Source organism: Micromonospora endophytica, from assembly GCF_003236305.1.
Classification (GTDB): domain Bacteria; phylum Actinomycetota; class Actinomycetes; order Mycobacteriales; family Micromonosporaceae; genus Micromonospora; species Micromonospora endophytica.
This window is the reverse complement of sequence record NZ_POTX01000400.1, coordinates 1-3,222: the sequence shown is the minus strand read 5'-3', so window position 1 is coordinate 3,222 and position 3,222 is coordinate 1. Positions and strand designations below refer to the sequence as shown.

Below are 3,222 nucleotides of genomic sequence, written 5' to 3'. Positions count from 1 at the left end.
AGTGTGTATAAGAGACAGCCCCAGCCTTGCTGATCATGACGTTGGCGGCGAAGTCCATCTGGCCCGGTCAAGGGTGGTATCGCCTGCCCGGGGGTGAGTGTCCACTTGGGCGGTCAGCGTGTTGGTCTGATTCGTGATTGAGTTGTGACATGGCGCGATCGTCGGGCCTACTGTCGCGGCATGGACCCGAACCCCGGCATCGTCCAGGACAACCTGGCACCGCCACCGGCGCATTCGGCATTGACCGCCCGCCTCACCCAGCTGCGCACGACCCACCAGGTGGTCGCCGACGCCGTGTCGGCGCTCAATGCCGCAAGCGCCACGCCGCTCGCCGTGGCGCTTCTCGACACCCCGATCGGCAGCGACTACCTGCCGGCCGCCAACCTGATCGTCCTCTCCGGCAAGTACGCTGCGCCGGCATCCGACGCGCTCGCCGACAAGCTGATCCTCTACCGGCTGACCACTGGCCTGCACCAACTGCCCCTGGACGTGCACGACGCGGCGGCGCTCCAGGCGTACAACCTGCGGCAGCAGCATCTGTGGCGCCTGGCGAATCCGACGCCCGGCCCCGCGCCCGACGGGGTGTGCCGGTTCTACCAGGGCACCAACCGGGAGAACTTCTTCGCCGGCGACACCAGCATCGCGGCCACCGGGCTCCAACCCGACAAGGCCGGCAGCGGCATCGGGTGCAAGCGGTGGGAGAAGCACACCGTCGCCACGGAGTACAAGGACCAGGGGTGGCACACCGTCACGCTCAGCTTCGACGTGGCCCTCTCCTACGCGCGACAGCACACCGAGTGGGCGATGGGAATGAAGGAGCACGAACCCGCCCTCCGGGATGTCGCGGACCACGGCGGTCTCGTCCTCAGCTTCGACGTGCCAGAGTCGAGCCTCACCGACAGTAAGCGGTGGCGCCCGGACAAGAGCGGCGACAGCAACAACTGGCAGACCACGGACACGATCGCGCCGGACCAGATCCAGAAAATCGAGCAGCTGGCCGTTCCCGGGCCGTTGACGAAGGCGGCGCCGCCGCCCACGGTGGCCCAGATCCCGGCCGCGCAGCGGCAGCCGACGGCGAGCGGCACCAAGCGCCGCCTCTACCCGACGAACTTTTCCTGAGAGGGCTCCGGATGATCCAGGAGACGCAGCATCGCTTTCCGGGTACGTCGTGGAACTGGCTCACCGACCCGGACCAGCTTGAAGCGAACGAGCTGATCGACCCCTTCGACCTCGCCATCTACACGGTGGTTCCGCCCGCAGACGCGAACTCCCGGCCAACCCTGAAGCGGACCGATGAGGCGTACGATCTAGACCACGACGACGTGGAAACCTTAAAGAAGATCCACCAACAGGCGCTCGGTCAGGCGGTAGCGGCGTTGCCGCACAACGGCCGGATCGTCGCCGGGAACACCGCGTCCGTCCACCCGGACGCCTTTGCCGAGATGCCGGAATTCTCGACCCCGGCCGCGCCGGCCGCCGCCATCGGCGTGAATGTCACGGCCGGCACCGGAGGCGTCGGCCCGTGCGTCGCGCTCCTGGCCCGCGCCCCGGTCGGCAACCGCCTGCGGGTCGGCTGCATCCACCTCAGCCCAGACGACATGAGTACGCTCCAACTGGCCGCCGCCGGACTCGGCCGCCTGCTTTCGGAGCTGGCCAGAACCAGCCCCGACGCCAATACCGGGCCGGTAGAGCTCTATGTGGTCGGTGGCAGCCAGGACGACAGCGTCGCGTACGAAGATTTCAGTCGTGTCATCGCCGCCGCCCAGCTCCGGTCAGCCGCCCAATCCGCCGTCCCCGTGCAACTCGTCGGTGCGCTGGTGCCGGCCTCCCTCGACGAGCAGTACGTCGACGTCCACATCGGCGCGGCCGGCGTCACCTACTCGATCCAGCAGCGCTGACCGCTACCCCGACCGGCGCGGCGCGTCCCCGGATCGCCATTGATGATGGCGATCCGGGGCGTCATCATGTGTGGCGTGGGTGGTGATTCGCGCCCGGATGAGCCGCCGGGGCTCTCCAACGCGTCGCGGTAGGGATGCGGACATGCTGGCACCGCTGTCTGAACCACTGGACGGTTTTTGATGCCGAGCACGGCGTAGCGTCCGTAGTCAGGTCACAGGACCCCGATAGAGTTGCGCTGTCCAAGCGTTGAAAGGGTGCATGATGGCGCTCACCACGTCTCTGGCGGGTCGAGTTCGGAACACAAGCCTCCCGAAGAGTCATTCCCTGCTGCCGCTGCTGGAAGCCATCGTCAACAGCCTCCAAGCGATCGATGCGTGCTTCGGCCCGAATATCGGGCAGGGACGCCTGCGAGTCACGATCGAACGGAGTGGGCAGGAAGAGTTCGACTTCAACCCGGCTGGTCCTGGCCGCTCACCGCTGAAACCGATCGTCGGCTTTTTCGTCGAGGACAACGGCGTGGGCTTCACCCCGGACCACATGGGCTCGTTCGAGACGCTGGACAGCGACCACAAAGCCGACCTGGGTTGTCGCGGGGTGGGTCGCCTTCTCTGGCTGAAGGCGTTCGACCGGATTTCAGTCCGCAGCGCGTACAAGAATGACGATGGCAAGCTTTGCGCGCGGCAGTTCAGGTTCTCGGTAGCTCGCGAGGTCGAGCACCTTGAGCCGGCTGGCGACTTTGCTGATACCGGGACCGTGGTGCATCTCGACGGGTTCAGAAGGAGCTTCCAAAGGAACGCGCCCAAGTCGGTCGACGCCATCGCTAAAGAGGTGTTCGAGCACTGCATCTGGTACTTCCTGCGACCCGGCGGAGCGCCTGAAGTGGTGATTGTCGACGACGGGGAGGTCTCCCTCAACAAGTTGATGGAGGAGTTTGTCTTCTCCGACTTGCCGGCTACCACCGTCGTGGTCAAGGGCAAGAAGTTCGATATGGTCAATCTCTGCCTCAAATCCTCGACCCGCAGTCTCACTCCCCGGCTGTACTGGTGCGCCGCGAACCGCGTCGTGTTCGAGGAGAACCTCACCGGCAAGATCCCCGGGCTGTACGGCAGGTTGAAGGACGACACCTCGACCGAGTTCACGTATGTCTGCTACCTGTCGTCTGACTATCTCGACGCGCACGTCCGCGCCGATCGCACTGAGCCATTCCGCGCAACGTTCTGATTACCGGTGGTGATCATGTGGTGCGGTCGTGGTCGGTGTGGAGCAGGACGAGTGCGGCGGCCACGATCTTGCCGATGTGCCATGGGTCGAGGCTGATGTTGC

3 protein-coding genes are annotated in these 3,222 nt (G+C 65.6%); all 3 read left to right on the top strand.

Translation table 11 applies throughout. The features are described 5' to 3' along the window. Positions 1-180 precede the first annotated feature (180 nt). The 3 genes from C1I93_RS29720 to C1I93_RS29710 all read left to right on the top strand — a co-directional run bounded on the left by C1I93_RS29720 (position 181) and on the right by C1I93_RS29710 (position 3,120). A complete protein-coding gene (locus C1I93_RS29720; RefSeq protein WP_111246564.1) occupies positions 181-1,119 on the top strand; it encodes a hypothetical protein in 939 nt (312 codons plus the stop codon). An 11-nt stretch (positions 1,120-1,130) separates the two neighbouring features. Beyond that, the gene (locus tag C1I93_RS29715) at positions 1,131-1,898 is read left to right on the top strand and encodes a hypothetical protein (protein ID WP_111246563.1); all 768 of its coding nucleotides are present in this window, start codon (positions 1,131-1,133) and stop codon (positions 1,896-1,898) included. Positions 1,899-2,160: 262 nt separating this feature from the next. Continuing rightward, positions 2,161-3,120: a hypothetical protein gene (locus C1I93_RS29710; protein ID WP_212808292.1), complete on the top strand. Its 960-nt coding sequence runs from the start codon at positions 2,161-2,163 to the stop codon at positions 3,118-3,120. The last annotated feature ends 102 nt before the right edge of the window (positions 3,121-3,222 follow it).